At 69.1% G+C, this 16,965-nt stretch carries 25 protein-coding genes and 1 riboswitch; of the genes, 24 read left to right on the forward strand and 1 reads right to left on the reverse strand.

Annotated features, from left to right (window positions below; all coding sequences use genetic code 11):
* Positions 1-4 precede the first annotated feature (4 nt).
* From rpsH to truA, 19 genes are all read left to right on the forward strand, one after another.
* Complete coding sequence (gene rpsH / locus M1L60_RS34510; RefSeq protein ID WP_253241748.1) at positions 5-412, forward strand: 30S ribosomal protein S8; 408 nt, start codon at positions 5-7, stop codon at positions 410-412.
* A 17-nt stretch (positions 413-429) separates the two neighbouring features.
* The gene (gene rplF / locus M1L60_RS34515; protein ID WP_253241749.1) at positions 430-969 is read left to right on the forward strand and encodes a 50S ribosomal protein L6; all 540 of its coding nucleotides are present in this window, start codon (positions 430-432) and stop codon (positions 967-969) included.
* A complete protein-coding gene (rplR, locus tag M1L60_RS34520) occupies positions 966-1,361 on the forward strand; it encodes a 50S ribosomal protein L18 (protein WP_438862184.1) in 396 nt (131 codons plus the stop codon). Before rplF ends, rplR begins: the two co-directional genes overlap by 4 nt.
* 13 nt (positions 1,362-1,374) lie before the next feature.
* On the forward strand, positions 1,375-1,998 hold the full coding sequence (gene rpsE, locus M1L60_RS34525; protein WP_253241750.1) for a 30S ribosomal protein S5: 624 nt from the start codon (positions 1,375-1,377) through the stop codon (positions 1,996-1,998).
* Positions 1,998-2,180, forward strand: coding sequence for a 50S ribosomal protein L30 (rpmD, locus tag M1L60_RS34530; RefSeq protein WP_253241751.1), 183 nt, complete (start codon positions 1,998-2,000; stop codon positions 2,178-2,180). The genes rpsE and rpmD overlap by 1 nt, the downstream gene beginning before the upstream one ends.
* Entirely contained in the window at positions 2,180-2,629 is a 450-nt protein-coding gene (gene rplO, locus M1L60_RS34535) for a 50S ribosomal protein L15 (RefSeq protein WP_253241752.1), read from the forward strand. The genes rpmD and rplO overlap by 1 nt, the downstream gene beginning before the upstream one ends.
* A 242-nt stretch (positions 2,630-2,871) precedes the next feature.
* A complete protein-coding gene (gene secY / locus M1L60_RS34540) occupies positions 2,872-4,218 on the forward strand; it encodes a preprotein translocase subunit SecY (protein ID WP_253241753.1) in 1,347 nt (448 codons plus the stop codon).
* Between the two features lie 68 nt (positions 4,219-4,286).
* Entirely contained in the window at positions 4,287-4,940 is a 654-nt protein-coding gene (locus M1L60_RS34545) for an adenylate kinase (protein ID WP_093618747.1), read from the forward strand.
* 1 nt (position 4,941) lies between these two features.
* Positions 4,942-5,775 (forward strand): type I methionyl aminopeptidase, encoded by an 834-nt coding sequence (map, locus tag M1L60_RS34550; RefSeq protein ID WP_253241754.1) that lies wholly within the window; start codon positions 4,942-4,944, stop codon positions 5,773-5,775.
* Between the two features lie 43 nt (positions 5,776-5,818).
* Positions 5,819-6,244, forward strand: a complete 426-nt coding sequence (locus tag M1L60_RS34555; RefSeq protein WP_253241755.1) for a DUF1707 SHOCT-like domain-containing protein — start codon at positions 5,819-5,821, stop codon at positions 6,242-6,244.
* Between the two features lie 53 nt (positions 6,245-6,297).
* Positions 6,298-6,897, forward strand: a complete 600-nt coding sequence (locus M1L60_RS34560; RefSeq protein WP_438862186.1) for a DUF1707 SHOCT-like domain-containing protein — start codon at positions 6,298-6,300, stop codon at positions 6,895-6,897.
* Between the two features lie 235 nt (positions 6,898-7,132).
* Entirely contained in the window at positions 7,133-7,354 is a 222-nt protein-coding gene (gene infA / locus M1L60_RS34565; protein ID WP_007073013.1) for a translation initiation factor IF-1, read from the forward strand.
* 52 nt (positions 7,355-7,406) lie between these two features.
* Positions 7,407-7,523, forward strand: coding sequence for a 50S ribosomal protein L36 (gene rpmJ / locus M1L60_RS34570; protein WP_015619018.1), 117 nt, complete (start codon positions 7,407-7,409; stop codon positions 7,521-7,523).
* A gap of 151 nt (positions 7,524-7,674) precedes the next feature.
* Complete coding sequence (gene rpsM / locus M1L60_RS34575) at positions 7,675-8,055, forward strand: 30S ribosomal protein S13 (protein WP_221376849.1); 381 nt, start codon at positions 7,675-7,677, stop codon at positions 8,053-8,055.
* 17 nt (positions 8,056-8,072) lie between these two features.
* Complete coding sequence (gene rpsK / locus M1L60_RS34580; protein ID WP_014440747.1) at positions 8,073-8,480, forward strand: 30S ribosomal protein S11; 408 nt, start codon at positions 8,073-8,075, stop codon at positions 8,478-8,480.
* Positions 8,481-8,495: 15 nt separating this feature from the next.
* Positions 8,496-9,122 carry a 30S ribosomal protein S4 gene (rpsD, locus tag M1L60_RS34585; protein ID WP_253241757.1) on the forward strand — a complete coding sequence of 209 codons (627 nt, stop codon included), beginning with the start codon at positions 8,496-8,498 and terminating at the stop codon, positions 9,120-9,122.
* Positions 9,123-9,215: 93 nt separating this feature from the next.
* Positions 9,216-10,238 (forward strand): DNA-directed RNA polymerase subunit alpha, encoded by a 1,023-nt coding sequence (locus M1L60_RS34590; protein WP_097322755.1) that lies wholly within the window; start codon positions 9,216-9,218, stop codon positions 10,236-10,238.
* Between the two features lie 38 nt (positions 10,239-10,276).
* Complete coding sequence (rplQ, locus tag M1L60_RS34595; protein ID WP_253241758.1) at positions 10,277-10,876, forward strand: 50S ribosomal protein L17; 600 nt, start codon at positions 10,277-10,279, stop codon at positions 10,874-10,876.
* Positions 10,877-11,009: 133 nt separating this feature from the next.
* Complete coding sequence (gene truA, locus M1L60_RS34600; RefSeq protein ID WP_253241759.1) at positions 11,010-11,822, forward strand: tRNA pseudouridine(38-40) synthase TruA; 813 nt, start codon at positions 11,010-11,012, stop codon at positions 11,820-11,822.
* Here truA and M1L60_RS34605 read toward each other — a convergent pair.
* A complete protein-coding gene (locus tag M1L60_RS34605) occupies positions 11,819-12,646 on the reverse strand; it encodes a hypothetical protein (RefSeq protein ID WP_253241760.1) in 828 nt (275 codons plus the stop codon). The two genes, truA and M1L60_RS34605, sit on opposite strands and share 4 nt — an antisense overlap.
* A 96-nt stretch (positions 12,647-12,742) precedes the next feature.
* Between M1L60_RS34605 and M1L60_RS34610 the strand changes: the two genes are divergently transcribed.
* The 5 genes from M1L60_RS34610 to thiS all read left to right on the forward strand — a co-directional run bounded on the left by M1L60_RS34610 (position 12,743) and on the right by thiS (position 16,965).
* On the forward strand, positions 12,743-13,357 hold the full coding sequence (locus M1L60_RS34610; RefSeq protein WP_253241761.1) for a class I SAM-dependent methyltransferase: 615 nt from the start codon (positions 12,743-12,745) through the stop codon (positions 13,355-13,357).
* A gap of 32 nt (positions 13,358-13,389) precedes the next feature.
* Complete coding sequence (locus M1L60_RS34615) at positions 13,390-15,036, forward strand: ABC-F family ATP-binding cassette domain-containing protein (RefSeq protein ID WP_253241762.1); 1,647 nt, start codon at positions 13,390-13,392, stop codon at positions 15,034-15,036.
* 36 nt (positions 15,037-15,072) lie between these two features.
* Positions 15,073-15,184: riboswitch (TPP riboswitch) on the forward strand.
* Positions 15,178-15,765: a thiamine phosphate synthase gene (locus tag M1L60_RS34620; protein WP_256517728.1), complete on the forward strand. Its 588-nt coding sequence runs from the start codon at positions 15,178-15,180 to the stop codon at positions 15,763-15,765. Its footprint overlaps the riboswitch before it by 7 nt.
* Positions 15,758-16,762, forward strand: coding sequence for a glycine oxidase ThiO (thiO, locus tag M1L60_RS34625; protein ID WP_253241763.1), 1,005 nt, complete (start codon positions 15,758-15,760; stop codon positions 16,760-16,762). The genes M1L60_RS34620 and thiO overlap by 8 nt, the downstream gene beginning before the upstream one ends.
* Positions 16,762-16,965, forward strand: a complete 204-nt coding sequence (gene thiS / locus M1L60_RS34630) for a sulfur carrier protein ThiS (protein ID WP_253241764.1) — start codon at positions 16,762-16,764, stop codon at positions 16,963-16,965. Before thiO ends, thiS begins: the two co-directional genes overlap by 1 nt.

Consider the following 16,965-nt stretch of genomic DNA (forward strand, 5'->3'; position numbering starts at 1 on the left):
ACCCATGACGATGACGGACCCGATCGCAGACATGCTGACGCGTCTGCGTAACGCCAACCAGGCGTACCACGACAAGGTGACCATGCCCTTCTCGAAGATCAAGGCGAACATCGCCGAGGTCCTCAAGGCTGAGGGTTACATCGCCTCCTGGACGGCTGAGGAGCCCGAGGAAGGCGCCGTCGGCCGGCGCCTGGTCGTTGAGCTCAAGTACGGCCAGAACCGCGAGCGCAGCCTCGCCGGTATCAAGCGCGTCTCGAAGCCCGGCCTCCGGGTTTACGCCAAGTCCGAAGAGCTCCCTCGGGTGCTCGGCGGCCTCGGTGTCGCGATCATTTCGACGTCCCAGGGACTGCTGACCGACCGGCAGGCCCGCAAGCGGAGCGTTGGCGGGGAAGTCCTCGCCTTCGTCTGGTAACTGGAGACTGAGAAACCATGTCGCGAATCGGACGTAAGTCGATCCCGGTCCCGGCCGGCGTCGATGTCACCATCACGGGCCAGACCGTCAAGGTCAAGGGCCCCAAGGGCGAGCTCTCGCACACCGTCGCCGAACCGATCACGGTCGAGCAGGACGGTGCCGAGCTGCACGTCAACCGCCCCAATGACGAGCGTCGGGCCAAGGAGCTCCACGGTCTCTCCCGTACCCTGGTCGCCAACATGATCGTCGGCGTCACCGAGGGCTACAAGAAGACCCTGGAGATCAACGGCACCGGTTACCGGGTCACCGCCAAGGGCAAGGACCTCGAGTTCGCCCTCGGCTTCTCGCACCCGGTCAACGTCGTGCCGCCGGCCGGCATCAGCTTCTCGGTCGAGCGCCCCACGCAGTTCACTGTCGCGGGCATCGACAAGCAGCTCGTCGGTGAGGTAGCCGCCAACATCCGGAAGATCCGCCCGCCGGAGCCCTACAAGGGCAAGGGCGTCAAGTACCAGGGCGAGGTCATCCGCCGTAAGGCCGGAAAGGCAGGTAAGAAGTGACCGCCACGCTGCTCAAGCGTCGCAACGGCGCGGGTGTCTCCGCCAAGCGGGCTGTCGGAAAGGCGCGTCGGCACTTCCGGGTCCGTCGGAACGTCCGCGGCACCGCCGAGCGTCCCCGCCTGGTCGTCACCCGGTCGTCGCGGCACATCACCGCGCAGATCATCGACGACCTCAAGGGCCACACGCTGGCTTCGGCCTCCACGCTCGACACCTCCCTGCGGGGTGGCGAGGGTGACAAGAGCGCGCAGGCCGGCAAGGTCGGCGCTCTGCTCGCCGAGCGGGCCAAGGCCGCGGGCGTGTCCAAGGTCGTCTTCGACCGCGGTGGCAACAAGTACGCGGGGCGGATCGCCTCGCTGGCGACGGCCGCTCGCGAAGCCGGACTCGAGTTCTAGGAGGAATTGACCAATGCCTGGTCAGCAGCGCCGAGGCGGCGGGTCCGGCGGTAACACCGAGGGTGGCAACCGCCGGGACAACCGCCGTGAGGGCGGTCGCGGCAACGCGCCCGTCGACAAGACCCCGCATCTCGAGCGGGTCGTCGCCATCAACCGCGTCGCCAAGGTCGTCAAGGGCGGTCGTCGCTTCAGCTTCACCGCTCTGGTGATCGTGGGCGACGGCGACGGCACCGTCGGCATCGGCTACGGAAAGGCCAAGGAGGTGCCCGCGGCCATCGCCAAGGGCGTCGAGGAGGCCAAGAAGCACTTCTTCAAGGTTCCGCGGATCGGCGCCACGATCCCGCACCCGATCACCGGTGAAGCTGCCGCGGGTGTCGTGCTCCTCAAGCCGGCGTCCGCTGGTACCGGTGTTATCGCCGGTGGCCCGGTGCGCGCCGTCCTGGAGTGCGCGGGGATCCACGACATCCTGTCGAAGAGCCTCGGCTCGTCGAACCCGATCAACATCGTGCACGCGACGGTGGCCGCTCTCAAGGGCCTCGAGTCGCCGGAAGCGGTCGCGGCTCGCCGTGGCCTGCCGGTCGAGGACGTCGCGCCCGCCGCCATGCTGGCGGCCCGGGCGGAAGCGGCGGTGCGCTGATGGCACGCTTGAAGGTCACCCAGATCCGGTCCGGCATCGGCCGCAAGCAGAACCAGCGGAACTCGCTGCGGTCGCTCGGGCTGAAGCGGATCAACGATGTGGTGGTCAAGGAGGACCGCCCCGAGATTCGGGGCATGATCTTCGCCGTGAACCACCTCGTGACGGTTGAGGAGGTCGAGTAATGGCGATCAAGGTCCACCACCTGCGTCCGGCGCCCGGTGCCAAGACGGCCAAGACCCGTGTGGGTCGTGGTGAGGGCTCCAAGGGCAAGACCGCCGGCCGCGGCACCAAGGGCACTGGTGCCCGCAAGAACACCCCGGCCGCGTTCGAGGGTGGGCAGATGCCCATCCACATGCGTCTGCCGAAGATCAAGGGGCTCAAGAACCGGCCCCGCAACAAGGTCGTCTTCCAGGTCGTGAACCTGGACCGTCTCGCCGAGCTGTTCCCGAACGGTGGCGAGGTCGGACCGGACGAGCTGTTCGAGGCCGGCGCGGTTCGCAAGAACCAGCCGGTGAAGGTCCTGGGCTCGGGCGAGCTGGGCAACGTGTCGCTCACGATCAAGGCGCACGCGTTCAGCGAGTCGGCCAAGGAGAAGATCGCTGCAGCCGGTGGTTCCACCACCGAGCTGTGAGGCTTGTGGGGGTGCCTGCCCGGGCGGTGCGAACGCGTCGCTCGGGCAGTCATCCCCTTTGTGGCGTCTGACCTGGCCTTTTGTCGGCAGGCCAAATGCCTACGCGCGGTGCAGGCTACCGTGACACACCGCGCTCCAATAAGACTGTTAGAGTCCGTTCCCAGCTAGGGATATCGGTCGTCCGGACCGATGCCTTCCCCCACCCGCCGATTGCGGCGGTAACCTCGCGCAGGAGGAAGAAGTTGCTCTCCGCCTTTACCAGTGCGTTCCGGACGCCTGACCTGCGCAAGAAGCTGCTGTTCACGGTCTTCATCATCGCGTTGTACCGGCTCGGCGCCACCTTGCCCAGTCCCGGTGTCTCCTACACCAACGTGCAGCGATGCATCGACATCGTGAACTCCCAGAACGCCGACAACGGCGTGCTCAACCTGTTGAACCTGTTCTCAGGTGGCGCGCTGCTCCAATTGTCGGTGTTCGCGCTCGGCATCATGCCGTACATCACCGCTTCCATCATCCTGCAGCTGCTGACCGTGGTCATTCCCCGCCTCGAGCAGCTTCGCAAGGAAGGCCAGTCCGGCCAGGCGAAGATCACGCAGTACACCCGGTACCTGACGCTGGGCCTCGCGGTCCTGCAGTCCTCGGCCTTCGTGGCCCTGGCCCGCACCGGGCAGCTGTTCAACAACGCCTGCGACCAGAACGACCCGACGCTCCAGATCATCCCGGAGAACACCGGGCTGCCGATGTGGCTCACGCTCTCGATCCTGGTGCTGACCATGACGGCCGGCACGGGCATGGTGATGTGGCTCGGTGAGCTGATCACCGACCGCGGCGTCGGCAACGGCATGTCCGTCCTCATCTTCACCTCGATCGCGGCCCGCCTTCCCGGCGAGGGTTGGACGATCAAGGAGTCGAGCGGCGTCGGCAAGTTCGTTCTGGTGATCCTGCTGGTGCTGGTGATCATCGGGCTCGTGGTGTTCATCGAGCAGGCGCAGCGGCGCATCCCCGTGCAGTACGCGAAGCGCATGATCGGCCGCCGGATGTACGGCGGCACGTCGACCTACATCCCGCTCAAGGTCAACCAGGCGGGTGTCGTCCCGGTCATCTTCGCGTCGTCGCTGCTCTACCTCCCGCAGCTCTACTTGCAGTTCTTCGACCCGAACAACCTCAAGGGCTACCAGATCTGGATCCAGAAGTGGCTGGCCGACCCGACGAGTGAGCTGTACATCGGGGTCTACTTCCTGATGATCATCTTCTTCACGTACTTCTACGTCTCGATCACGTTCAACCCGACCGAGGTCGCGGACAACATGAAGAAGTACGGTGGCTTCGTGCCGGGTATCCGCCCGGGCAAGCCCACCGCGGATTATCTGGACTTCATCCTCAGCCGGATCACCCTCCCCGGTGCGCTGTACCTTGGTCTGATCTCGGTTCTGCCGAACTTCTTCTTCATCTGGCTCGACCAGCAGCAGTACCAGAACTTCCCGTTCGGTGGTACGGCAGTGCTGATCATGGTGGGTGTGGGTCTGGAAACGGTGAAGCAGATCGAGAGCCAGCTGATGCAGCGCAACTACGAAGGGTTCCTGCGGTAGTGGCGACGCGGAGCCGGGGGGCTCTTGCGTCGGGGATGTCAACAACTCACCTAAGCGAGGCGATGTAGGTGCGGCTGGTTCTGGTGGGCCCTCCGGGGGCCGGCAAGGGGACCCAGGCTGAGTTCATCGCCGCCCATCTCGCCGTACCGAAGATCTCGACCGGTGACATCTTCCGGGCCAACGTCTCCCAGGGCACGCCCCTGGGGGTCGAGGCCAAGCGCTACATGGACGCGGGCCAGCTCGTCCCGGACGAAGTGACCATCAACATGGTCCGGGACAGGCTGGCCGAGCCCGACGCCGGCGACGGCTTCCTGCTCGACGGCTTCCCGCGCACGGTGCCCCAGGCGTCGGCTCTCGACAAGCTGCTGGCCGACCTGGGCACCGCGCTCGACCTGGTGATGGAACTGGTGGTCGACGACGACGAGGTCATCCGGCGGCTGTCGGGCCGTCGCACCTGCCGGGGCTGCGGCAAGATCTGGCACGTCGAGTTCGACCCGACCAGCAAAGAGAACATCTGTGACCGCTGTGGGTCGGAATTGTTCCAGCGGGACGACGACAAGGCCGAGACGATCGCCAACCGGCTGGTCGAGTACGCCGACAAGACCGCGCCGCTGGTCGACTTCTACGGCGCCCAGGGCAAGCTGGTGGGGATCGACGCGACCGGGCCGGTCGAGGACGTCACGGTGCGTGCCATCGACGCCCTGCGGTCCTACGGGGGCTGACGTGCGCCGCCCCCAGCTGGACATCCAGCTGAAGACCCCTGAGCAGATCGAGAAGATGCGCGGCGCCGGCCTCGTCGTCGCCGCCGCGCTGCAGGCCATGCGCGAGATCGTGGCCCCCGGGGTCTCGACCGCCGACCTCGACGCGATCGCCGAGAAGGTGATCCGCGACGCCGGGGCGATCCCGTCGTTCAAGGGCTACCACGGCTTCCCGGCCTCGATCTGCGCCTCGGTCAACGAGCAGGTCGTGCACGGCATCCCCAGCGCCGAGCAGGTGCTGCGCGAGGGCGACCTGATCTCGCTCGACTGCGGGGCCATCCTCGACGGCTGGCACGGCGACTCGGCGATCACCGTGGGCGTCGGCGCGACCGACCCCGCCCTGATCAAGATGGCCGAGGTCGCCGAAGAGGCGATGTGGGCCGGCATCGCGGCCGCGGCCCGCGGTGCGGCCAACGGCCGGGGCAAGCTCACCGACATCTCGTTCAACGTCGAGAAGTCGGTCCGCAAGGCGGGGCGCTACGGCATAGTCGACGGCTACGGCGGGCACGGCATCGGCACCGAGATGCACCAGGACCCGCACGTGCTCAACCACGGCAAGCCCGGCAAGGGCCCGCGGCTGGTGCCCGGCCTGTGCCTGGCCATCGAGCCGATGATCACCCTGGGCTCGCCGCGGACGGCCGAACTGGCCGACGGCTGGACCGTGGTCACCCGCGACAACTCGATCGCGGCCCACGTCGAGCACACGATGTGCCTGTTGGAAGACGGCGTCTGGGTCACCACCGCGGTCGACGGCGGCCGGGGCAAGCTCGGCGACCTGGTCACCGCACGCCAGCCCTGATCCCGACTACCGGTCGGTGTTTCTCTCGGGCATGCTGGGACCCATGGGGCGGGAAGAGATGCGGGCCGGCGACGGCGACCGTAAGGCAGTCGCGGAACAGCTCAAGACAGCGCTCGACGAGGGCCGTCTCGACCTGCACGAGTACGACGAGCGCCTGCAGCGCACCTACGCCGCCAAGACGTACCGCGACCTCGACGGTCTGCTCGACGACCTGCCCGGCACCATCCCGGTCCAGCGCTCCCAGGTCGAGCCGGCCACCTCGGCGCCTCCGCCGGTGACGGCCCCGGCCAAGCCGAACCCCACACCGTGGCTGGGCCCGTACGCGGGCGTGGTGCTCGTGTGCACGCTGATCTGGCTGGTGACCAGCATCGCGTCGGGCGAGCTGCTGTACTTCTGGCCCGTCTGGACGATGATCCCGCTGATCCTGGGCTTCTTCGGGCAGCGCTACGGCGGCGGCCGCGGGCGCTGACGGGGCCGGACTGGATCGGGAGTGCCACCATGGCTGATGTGAGCCGGGAGCAGATGCGCGCCGCCGACGACGATCGCCGGCAGGTCGCCGACCAGTTGCGCCTCGCGCTCGAGGAGGGTCGCCTCGATCTCACCGAGTACGACGAGCGCCTCCAGGGGGCGTATGCCGCCAAGACCTACGCCGAGCTCGACCGCCTGCTGACCGATCTGCCCAACTCGGCCCCGCTCGTGCCCGCCCAGTCGGCCGAGGTCGTGGGGGTCGAGGCCGAGGGCACCCGGGCGGCCTGGCTGGGCCACGTGTGGGGCGGGTGGGCCAAGGCCGCGGTCTTCTTCACTCTGATCTGGGGCATCTCGTCGCTGGCCAGCACCGAGGCCATCTTCTACTGGCCGGTCTGGATCGTCGGCCCGTGGGGCGTGGTGCTGGTGTTCCGGACGATCGGGGGGCTGGCCTCCGGCGAGCCGCGCAAGCACGCCGCCGAGGAGGAGCACCGTCGCCGGCTGCGCGAGCACAAGCGCGACCGCAAGGCGCTCTACACGAAGGCCATCGCGGCCGGCGAGCTGCCCGACAAGCCGTCCAAGGAACAGCGCAAGGCCTTCATCGCCGAGGCCATGGCCCGCGGCGACCTGCCACCGAAGCCTCGACGGGATCAATAACCCCGTATGTCCGGTTTTTCGGGCAGCGACACACCCGACCCCGGGTAACGGCGACCTCGGTTTGGTGTCGCCGTGGAGGCGCGCGTACACTGGCTAGCTGGCGCGCAGCGTCCACTCCTGCATGTCCTCAGCGCTTCGAGGGCGGGCGGGAGCCGCGGCTGGTCCGGTGTCGGCGACGACCCGGAAAAGACGTTGTGCGGCTAGCCCCGAACCCCAATGTCAGGTAGCGGAGGACATGCCTAAGAAAGACGGAGCCATCGAGATCGAGGGCCGTGTGATCGAGCCCCTGCCGAACGCTATGTTCCGCGTTGAGCTCGCCAATGGTCACAAGGTTCTTGCACACATCTCAGGCAAGATGCGGCAGCACTACATCCGCATCCTTCCCGAGGACAGAGTCGTCGTCGAGCTCTCGCCGTACGACCTCACCCGTGGGCGAATCGTCTACCGCTACAAGTAACCGCGGGGGCGGGGGACTGCTAACCCGTCCGTACTGAGAGTTAAGGCAAACCGTGAAGGTCAAGCCGAGCGTCAAGCGGATCTGCAACAACTGCCGGGTCATCCGGCGGCACGGCCGCGTCATGGTCATCTGCAAGACCGACGCGCGCCACAAGCAGCGCCAGGGCTGAGTCCCGGCAACGCGGCCAGATCCGGCATCACGAACAAGCTCGTCCCAGCCACGCGAGTGGCACACCCCCGGCGCGGAGGCCGGGGCCCGTCCGGGCAGACGGGGTGGGAGGGGCACAGACCTCCGAACGATTCTGAGGAGCACGCCCGCTTATGGCACGTCTCGTCGGCGTCGATCTGCCCCGCGAAAAGCGGATGGAGATCGCGCTCACCTACGTCTACGGAATCGGTCGCACCCGTGCTGTCGAAGCACTGACCGCTACCGGGATTGACCTGAACAAGCGCGCCAAGGACCTCACGGACGAGGAGCTGGTCCAGCTCCGCGACTACATCGAGGGCAATTTCAAGGTTGAAGGTGACCTTCGCCGCGAGGTCGCCGCGGACATCCGCCGCAAGGTCGAGATCGGCTCTTACGCCGGCATCCGCCACCGCCGGGGTCTCCCCGTGCGGGGTCAGCGCACCCGGACCAACGCGCGTACGCGCAAGGGTCCGAAGCGCACGGTCGCTGGTAAGAAGAAGCCGGGTCGGAAGTAATAGGAGCGCACTGACTTATGCCACCGAAGGCACGCGCAGGGGCCGCAGTCAAGAAGGTCCGGCGCAAGGAACGCAAGAACGTCGCCCACGGGCAGGCGCACATCAAGAGCACCTTCAACAACACCATCGTGTCGATCACCGACCCGACCGGTGCTGTCATCTCCTGGGCCTCGTCCGGCCAGGTGGGCTTCAAGGGCTCCCGCAAGTCGACCCCGTTCGCCGCGCAGCTGGCCGCCGAGGCCGCCGCTCGCCGGGCGATGGAGCACGGCATGCGCAAGGTCGACGTGTTCGTCAAGGGTCCCGGCTCCGGCCGCGAGACCGCGATCCGCTCGCTGCAGGCCGCCGGCCTCGAGGTCGGGCAGATCAGTGACGTCACGCCGCAGCCGCACAACGGATGCCGTCCGCCGAAGCGCCGCCGGGTCTAAGGGAGAGACAGAAGCATGGCTCGTTACACAGGGGCGGACTGCAAGCGCTGCCGCCGCGAAAAGATGAAGCTGTTCCTCAAGGGCAGCAAGTGCGACGGGCCCAAGTGCCCGTTCGAGTCGCGTCCCTTCCCGCCCGGCCAGCACGGCCGCGGTCGGACCAAGGAGACCGAGTACCTGCTCCAGCACCGCGAGAAGCAGAAGGCCCGCCGCGTCTACGGCGTGCTCGAGAAGCAGTTCCGCGGTTACTACGAGGAGGCTGTCACCAAGCCCGGCAAGACCGGTGAGGTGCTGCTGCAGATCCTCGAGTCGCGTCTCGACAACGTCGTCTACCGGAGCGGCCTCGCGCAGTCCCGGGACATGGCCCGCCAGTTGGTCAAGCACGGCCACTTCCTGGTCAACGGCGTCAAGGTCGACATCCCGTCGTACCGCGTCAAGGAGCACGACATCGTGACCACGCGGGAGAAGTCGAAGGAGATGACCCCCTTCGTCGTCGCCCAGGCCCAGGCCGGTCAGCGGCCCGTGCCGGCGTGGCTCGAGCCCATCCCGAGCGAGATGAAGGTTCTCGTTCACTCGCTCCCGGCCCGGGCTGTCATCGACACCCAGGTCCAGGAGCAGCTGATCGTCGAGCTCTACTCCAAGTAGCGCTCCGGCCGGGGGCGCCGATCGTGGCGCCCCCGGTGCATCAATTGGACGGCCATCAAATAGCGGATGGCCTGACAGAAAGAAGAAAACAGCGTGCTCATCAGCCAGCGGCCGACCCTCTCCGAAGAGTCGATCAGCGAGACCCGCTCCCGGTTCACCATCGAGCCGCTCGAGCCGGGCTTCGGCTACACCCTCGGCAACTCGCTCCGGCGGACCCTGCTGTCATCCATCCCGGGCGCGGCGGTCACGAGCATCAAGATCGACGGCGTTCTGCACGAGTTCACCACCATCCCCGGTGTCAAGGAGGATGTGGTCGAGCTGGTCATGAACGTCAAGGAGCTCACCGTCAGCTCCGAGCACGACGAGCCGGTCAGCATGTACCTGCGCAAGCAGGGCCCGGGCGACGTCACCGCCGGTGACATCCAGCCCCCGGCCGGCGTGTCCGTGCACAACCCCGACCTCAAGCTGGCCACGCTCAACAGCAAGGGCCGGCTCGACATGGAGCTCACCGTCGAGCGGGGCCGTGGCTACGTCACGGCGGCGCAGAACAAGAGCGCCGGCGCCGAGATCGGCCGCATCCCGGTCGACTCGATCTACTCGCCGGTCATGAAGGTGACCTACCGCGTCGAGGCGACCCGTGTCGAGCAGCGCACCGACTTCGACCGCCTGATCATCGACGTCGAGTCCAAGGCTTCCATCTCGCCGCGCACCGCGCTGGCCTCGGCCGGTTCCACGCTGGTCGAGCTGTTCGGCCTCTGCCGCGAGCTGGACGAGACCGCCGAGGGCATCGACATCGGCCCGTCGCCGCAGGACGCGCAGCTCGCGGCCGACCTGGCGCTGCCGATCGAGGAGCTGGACCTGACCGTCCGGTCGTACAACTGTCTCAAGCGTGAGGGCATCAACAGCGTTGGTGAACTCATCGGGCGGACGGAGGCCGACCTTCTGGATATAAGGAATTTCGGTCAGAAGAGCATCGACGAGGTCAAGATGAAGCTCGCCGGAATGGGCCTGGGCCTCAAGGACAGCGCGCCGTCCTTCGACCCCGCGCACGTCGTGGATTCGTTCGGCGACGTGGACTACGACACCGACGACTACCGCGAGACCGAGCAGCTCTAAAGAGCCCCCCGGTACGCCATTAACAAGGAGCATTTGAAATGCCCACGCCCACCAAGGGAGCCCGCCTCGGCGGCAGCCCGGCGCACGAGAAGCTCATCCTGGCCAACCTGGCCACCGAGCTCTTCCGGCACGGGAAGATCAAGACCACCGAGGCCAAGGCGCGCCGGCTGCGCCCCCTGGCTGAGCAGCTCATCACCAAGGCCAAGCGCGGCGACCTGCACAACCGTCGCCGGGTGCTGGCCACGGTGAAGGACAAGGACGTCGTGTACGCCCTGTTCGAGCAGATCGCTCCGCGTTACGGCAACCGGCCGGGTGGCTACACCCGCATCACCAAGACCGGCCCGCGCAAGGGGGATGCTGCTCCTATGGCGGTTATTGAGCTGGTCGAAGAGTTGCAGGTTGCAGCCACGACGGCTCCGGCTAAGAAGGCCGCTCGTAAGGCCACCGCGCAGCAGGACAAGGTTGAGGCGCTGGCTCGCGAGGACGAGGCTCCGGCTTCGACTTCGACCTCCACCGCGGTGGGCACCGAGGCCACCACGGACCAGGACGCCGAACCGCCGGTGAACGCTTCCGGCGACAAGGGTGCCGAGGGCCCCGGCGACAAGGCCGAGGGCGAAGACACGGACGCCAAGTCCTGAGTTTTCTCTGAATCGAGCCCGGCACCGGTTGGTGTCGGGCTCTTTTCTTGTACGAGCCATGGGGAGAAACCCGCATGGGCCGGGTTCCCCCGGCTTGGTGGGTGGTTCGGGCCGAGAAGGGGCGCGGCGGCTTATGAGATCCATCCGCTTACGACTGGACGTCTCCTATGACGGCGCTGATTTTTCGGGGTGGGCGATTCAACCCGAGCGGCGGACCGTCGCCGGCGTGCTGGTCGAGGCGCTGGGCCGGCTGGTCGGGGTGGACACTGCCCTCGGGTTGACGGTCGCCGGTCGTACGGACGCGGGGGTTCATGCCTCGGGGCAGGTGTGCCATGTGGACCTGCCGGAGTCCCAGTGGGAGCAGCTGGAAGGGTCGTTGTTGCGCCGGTTGGCCGCGCTGATGCCGCCCGATGCCCGGGTCAAGGCGATCACACCGGTGCCGCAGACGTTCGACGCCCGGTTCTCAGCGACGTTCCGGCGGTACGAGTACCGGGTGGCCGACACGGTGTGGGGGCCCGAGCCGTTGCGGCGCAGCGACACGATCCAGTGGGTGCGGCCGCTCGATGTGGACCGGCTCAACGGGGGGTCGTTCGGGCTGACCGGTGAGCACGACTACGCCGCCTACTGCAAGCGCAAGGAGCACGCGACGACCATCCGGGCCATCACGCGGTTCGACTGGCGGCGCGACCCGGACGGCGTCGTCGTGGCCACCGTGCAGGCCGACGCGTTCTGCCAGTCGATGGTGCGCAGCCTGGTCGGGGCGGTGCTGACCGTGGGGGACGGGCGGCGCGACCCGGGCTGGCCGTCGACCCTGCTGGCCCTGTCCGAGCGGTCGAGCGCGGTCACGGTGGCGCCCGCGCACGGACTCACGCTGATCGCGGTCGGCTACCCGGACGAGAGCGACTATGCCGCACGGGCCGAAGCGACCCGCCGCCTGCGGGCTTAACCCGCGGCGAGCATGCCGGGCGGCCGTGGGGGAGCCGCCCGGCCGCCCAGCACCGACTCGCCGAGGTGGGTGTCGACGAGTTCGGCCGTGATCCGGGCCGCGTACGGGTCGTCGGCGGGCACCACGTGCCCGTCGGGCCGCGTGATCACGCAGTAGAGCAGGAAGTTGCCGCGGGTGCGCCAGCCGACCTGGGCCGCCGACGCGTCGCCGGGCCCGGCCGGGAAGGAGCTGAACCCGCCCTCCCCGCCTTCGACCAGCCCCCGCACCAGATCGTCGACCTCGGCCGCGCCGGCCGCGTCGGCCAGGGTGAACACCCCGGCGGTGACCTGGTAGCCGCCGTACGGCGCGGTCAGCCCGGCCCGGACCACCTGGCTGCACCCGCGCCCCACGAGCACCGGCCCCAGCCGGCCGGTGGTGGCCGTGCCGCAGTCGGCGTCGAGGTGGCGCAGCTCGATCCGGTAGGCCCCCGTGGCGCCCGCCGGTCGAACCTCGTCACCCGCGAAGACCTGGCCCAGATCGGGTTCGGCCGGGGCCAGGGTGGTCACCGACTGCCGCTGATGCCGGTCGGAGGCCAGCACCAGGAAGCCGATGGTCAGCGCGAGCCCGAGCAGGATCACCCCGGCGATGCCCTGGGTGAGCCAGAGGATGGCGCGCTGCGGCTCGACGGCCGCCCGGCGCCGGGCCGGTGACCGCCGGGCCCGCGGCGGGGGTGGCGCCGGCGGCGGCCGGTGCTGACCACCCGATCCGATGCCGCGGACCAGGAGCACCAGGCCGCCGTCGGCGGTCGCGCGGTGGGCTGGACGAGGAGGGGTGCCGTACCGCATGGCGAAGAGGCTAGGAGCGCACCGTGATCTATGGACGCACAGAATGTGCGGCACCCCGATTGCTGTTCGCGCGTTGCCCGGCGGCAGACTGGTGCGGTGACCGCCGACCATTACTTCAGCGCCGAGCCCGCCGCGCCCGAGGTGCGCAGTGAGATCGTGTTCAACGTCGCGGGCCGCGACTACCGGCTGACCGTCGCGTCCGGCGTGTTCAGCGCGGGCCGGCTCGACCCCGGCACGGCCGTGCTGCTGCGCAAGGGCGACCTGCCCGGGGCCGGCGCCGCCGGCACGTTCCTCGATCTCGGCTGCGGCTACGGGCCGATCGCCTGCGTGCTGGCCGCCGAGGCGCCGGGGGCGGTGGTGCACGCGGTCGACGTGAACGCCCGCGCCCGCGAGCTGACCAGCCTGAACGCCCAGGCGCTGGAGCTGGGCGACCGGGTCCGGGTGTACGCGCCCGACGACGTGCCGGGCGGGACGACGTACGACCAGATCTGGAGCAACCCGCCCACCCACGTCGGCAAGGCCGAGCTGCACGCGCTGATGGAGCGCTGGTTGCCGCGGCTCGCGCCCGACGGGGTGGCCTGGCTGGTGATCAACCGGAACCTAGGTGGTGACTCGCTTCACGCGTGGCTGGTCGGCCTGGGCTGGTCGGTGGAGCGAATGGCCAGCCAGCGGGGCTTCCGCGTGTTGAAAGTGACGCGAAAAACCGACTGACGTTCCCGGCCGTCGCAGGGATGATTGCGGCCATGGGTTACGTGGATGTCTCCGGGGCCGGATTCGTGCTGCCCGACGGGCGCCGGCTCTTCGGCGACGTCGCGTTCCGGGTCGGCGAGGGGGCCAAGGTCGCGCTGGTCGGCCCGAACGGTGCGGGCAAGACGACGTTGCTGCGCATGGTGGCGGGCGACCTCGCGCTGCCCGAGGGCACGATCGCGCGGTCCGGCGGGCTCGGCGTGATGCGCCAGTTCATCGGCATGATCGGCGACGACCGTACGCTCGAGGACCTTGCTTTGTCGCTGGTCAAGGCCGATCTCGGGGCGGCCGGTGAGCGGCTGGCCAAGGCGGCGGCCGCGCTCGACGACACCGAGCGCACCCAACTGGCGTACGCCAATGCCCTGGCTTTCTGGGGTGAGGCCGGTGGCTACGAGATCGAGGTGCTCTTCGACACCGTCGCCGTCGCTATTCTCGGCAAGCCGTGGGACGAGGTGCGCCACCGTCCGGTGCGGACACTCTCGGGTGGCCAGCAGAAGCGGTTCGCGCTCGACCTGCTGCTGCGCGGCGACGACGAGGTGCTGCTGCTCGACGAGCCCGACAACTTCCTCGACGTGCCCGGCAAACGCTGGCTCGAGACCCGGCTGCGCGAATCGCCGAAGTCGGTGCTCTACGTCTCGCACGACCGGGAACTGCTGGCCCAGACGGCCGGCCGGGTGGTCACGGTCGAGGGCGGCAGCGCGTGGACGCATCCCGGCGGTTTCGCGTCGTGGCACGAGGCCCGGCTGCACCGCCACGACCGCATGGAAGAGAACAAGCGGCGCTGGGACGAGGAACACCAGAAGCTGAAAGACCTGGTGTTCACGCTCAAGCAGAAGGCCACCTTCAACGACGGCCTGGCCTCGCGCTACCAGGCGGCCCAGACCCGGTTGCGCAAGTTCGAAGAGGCCGGCCCGCCGCCGGTCCCGCCCAAGGAACAGTCGCTGCGGATGAATCTGCGCGGTGGGCGTACGGCCAAGCGCGCGGTGATCTGCGAGCAGCTCGAGATGGAAAATCTGACGTTCCCGTTCGATCTGGAGATCTGGTACGGCGACCGGGTGGCCGTGCTGGGCGCCAACGGCACCGGCAAGTCGCACTTCCTGCGGCTGTTGGCGGCCGGGGGCAGCGATCCCGAGGCCGAGAACAAGCCGGTCGACGGCGCGCCGCTGTCCCATGTGGCCCATCAGGGCGTGGCGCGGCTCGGCGCCCGGGTCCGGCCGGGTCACTTCTCGCAGACCCACGACCGGCCCGAGCTGCTCGAACGCACGCTGGTCGAGATCCTGTGGCGCGGCGACGACCACCGGTCGGGAATGGACCGGGCCGGGTCGATGAAGGCGCTCAACCGGTACGAGCTGGCCGAGCAGGGTGACCAGCGGTTCGGCACGCTGTCGGGCGGTCAGCAGGCGCGTTTCCTGGTGTTGTTGCTCGAGCTGTCGGGGGCGACGGTGCTGCTGCTCGACGAGCCGACCGACAACCTCGACCTGGCCTCGGCCGAGGCGCTGGAGGAGGGCCTGAACAAGTTCGAGGGCACGGTGATCGCGGTCACTCACGACCGCTGGTTCACCCGCTCGTTCGACCGCTTCGTGCTGTTCCAGGGCGACGGCGAGGTCGTGGAGACCCCCGAGCCAGTTTGGGACGTGCGCTAGCCATCACGACGAAGGACCGGTTATGGTCGCAAGGCAACACAACCCCACGGGAGTCCGGTGCACCGGGCTGAGAGGGGGGCTGACGCGGCCCCCGACCGTCGAACCTGATCCGGATCATGCCGGCGCAGGGAGGAGCGTCCGTTGTCTTTTCCACGTCTCCATATCGTCACCGACTCGCTCGACGTCGTCCGCGGCGTGCTCGGGCACGGGCCGGTGGCCGTGCAGGTCCGGGTCAAGACCAACGACCGCGAGGCGTACGCGCTGACCGTGGCCGCCCTCGAGCTGTGCCGCCCGGCCGGGGCGCTGTGCCTGGTCGACGACCGGGTCGGGGTCGCCCTCGCGGCCGGCGCCGACGGGGTCCACGTGGGTGCCGACGACCTGCCGGTGGCCGCGGCCCGGCGCGCGCTCGGGCCGCACGCGATCCTGGGCGCCACTTGCCGCAACCCCTTCTCCGCGCGCACAGCCGTCGCCGATGGCGCGACCTACCTCGGTGTCGGCCCGGCCTTCGCCACCAGCAGCAAGACCGGGTTGCCGGATCCGATCGGGCCCGACGGCGTCGCCGCAGTGACCCGGGCCGTACCGGGAACACCGGTCATCGCCATCGCCGGCATCACTCCCGCGCGGGTCGCGGAGCTGGACTGCTACGGCGTGGCCGCGATCTCGGCCGTGGCCACCGACCCGGCCGGCGCGACGGCGGCCTTCCTGAAGGAGCTAGCCGCTCATGAGTGACATCGTGGTGGTCGGGGGCGGCATCATCGGGCTGTCCATCGCCTGGCGGCTGGTCGAGCGGGGCGCCGACGTCACGGTGCTCGACGGCGGGGACGACGGCGCCTGGCACGTCGCGGCCGGCATGCTCGCGCCCGGCGGCGAGTCCGAACACGAGGATCAGCGGCTGATCCGGCTGTTCGAGCGGTCGGCCGAGCTGTGGCCCGGGTTCGCGGCCGAGTTGGGCGTCGACGTCGGCTACGACGACACCGGCACCCTCGGCCTGGCCCTGACGGCCGACGACGTGGCCGAGCGGTCGCGCCTCTGGACCGCGCAGCAGTTGCCGTTGCTGCGCCCGTCCGAGCTGCGCGAGCTCGAACCGGCGCTTTCTCCCCGCGTACGGCTGGGAGCTCTGTCCCGGGCCGAGCGGCAGGTCGATCCGCGCAAGGTGGTCGCGGCCCTGCGGAACCGGCTCGGCTCGCGCATCGAGGCTTCGCGGGTCACGGGGTTGTCCGAAGTGGATGCCCGCACGGTGGTGGTGGCGGCCGGCTGTGGCACGGCCGCGCTCACCGGGCTGCCCGTCCGGCCGGTGAAAGGCCAGGTGCTGCGGCTGCGCGGCGAACCCGGCCTGCTGCGGCACGTGCTCGACGCGGCGGTCGACGGCCGCGACGTCTACCTCGTGCCGCGGGCCGACGGCGAGGTCGTGGTCGGCGCGACCCAGGAGGAACGCACCGACCGGCTGATCACCGCGGGCGGCGTGCACGACCTGCTGCGGGCGGCCCTGGACCTGGTGCCGGCGCTGGCCGAGCACGAACTGACCGAGACCACGGTCGGGCACCGGCCCGGCACCCCCGACAACGCGCCGCTGCTCGGCCGGCTCGACGAACGCGTGATCGTGGCGGCCGGGCACTTCCGCAACGGGGTGTTGCTGGCGCCGGTCACGGCCGAACTGATCGCCGGGCTGGTGCTCGACGGCGCGGCCGACCCGATGCTGGGCGACTTCTCGCCGAGGAGGTTCTGATGCGGCTCACGGTCAACGGGCAGAGCTCGGACGGATTTGTACGCGATCTCTCCGTACGGGAACTGGTCGAAACCCTCACCGAGGCGCGACGCGGCGTGGCGGTGGCGGTGAACGGCGAGGTGGTTCCCCGGTCGACCTGGGAGGACACCGCGTTGGCCGAGGGCGACTCGGTCGAAGTTCTCACCGCGGCCCAGGGAGGCTGA

The sequence above is a fragment of the Paractinoplanes aksuensis genome, from assembly GCF_024137025.1.
Lineage (GTDB): Bacteria > Actinomycetota > Actinomycetes > Mycobacteriales > Micromonosporaceae > Actinoplanes > Actinoplanes aksuensis.